The 1,163-nt window shown below is 64.1% G+C and carries 2 protein-coding genes; both read left to right on the top strand.

From position 1 onward, the window contains the following. Positions 1–366, top strand: a 366-nt coding sequence (locus AC1DY5_RS56490) for an FAD-dependent oxidoreductase (RefSeq protein ID WP_478122847.1), incomplete at its 5' end; no start/stop codon positions are given. Between the two features lie 371 nt (positions 367–737). Next, positions 738–1,163: PAS domain-containing protein (locus tag AC1DY5_RS56485; protein ID WP_478122846.1), on the top strand; the 426-nt coding region annotated here is incomplete at its 3' end.

Below are 1,163 nucleotides of genomic sequence, written 5' to 3'. Positions count from 1 at the left end.
GAATTGCTGCGTCCGGAGCAGTTTCCCGATGCGATTGCCGCCGGCGCCTATCCGATCGACATTCATCCTGCCGCCGGCGGCGAACTGCGCTATGAAGGCCTTGGCGATGACCACGCCTATCAAATCCCCTACCGTAGCCTGATCCCTGTCGGCTTCGAAAACGCGCTGGTGGTCGGGCGCGGCGTCTCGGCGACCCACAGTGCGCACGCGGCGATCCGGGTCATGACCATCTCGATGGCCGTGGGCCAAGCTGCCGGTGTGGCGGCTGCAATGGCGGCGCGATCGAATCAGCAGGGGCACGTCCGTGCCGTGCCGATGCCGGACCTGCGCGAGCGTCTGCTCAAGGAGGGTGCGAAGCTGGCCTGACCATCGTTGTCAAACAGAGACAGTTTGGCGGACGGCGTAGGTGTAGATCTCCCCTGTCGCTGACTACGTGAAAAATGCCACAAGCCGTCCGAGCGAGGGCGATTAGATTGCGGTGTAGGTCCGGAAGCGAACCGGTGTCAGCCACCGACTCTCCTTTCTCATGGCCCCCGCACCGAGCTCCCTCGGCCCCGAACCGGCATTCACCATGGCCTTCCAGCCGGGCCTGGCGCCGATCGAGTGGAACGCTTTCTCCCGCCGCGCTGCAGCGCTTGCGAGACGTGATTGTCCCCACGGCCGTGGCGAATGGCGTCTGGGTGGGCGAATCGGAGATTCGAGGCGCTCACGCGGACGATGTCTTTCCGGTGAGTCACATGGTGATCGCGCATCGCGACAAGGCCGGCAAGATCGAGCGTTTCTCGGCCATCATGCGCGACATCTCCAAAGCCAAGGCAACCCAACGCGCGCTGTTCGAGGGCGAGGCGAGGCTGYGCACGATGGCCGACGTGCTTCCCATGCGGGTGGCATTCGTTGATGCCGAACAGCGCTATCGCTTCGTGAACCGCGCCTATGACCGCACCATGGGCGTATCGCGCGACGACATTCTCGGCGACAGCTTCCACACCATCAAGCCCAACGTCGAACGCGCACTTCGAGGCGAGTCGGTGACTTTCCAACGCGATGTGACAGGCGCCGATGGCTACGCCTGCTTCGAGACGCTCTACATCCCGCAGCGAAGCATCGACGGCCGCACGATCACGGGCTTCCATGCCCTCACGACGGAGGTGACGCGCCAGAAG

Source organism: Variovorax sp. P4_D9, assembly GCF_056401695.1.
This window is presented reverse-complemented; position numbering and strand designations above follow the sequence as displayed.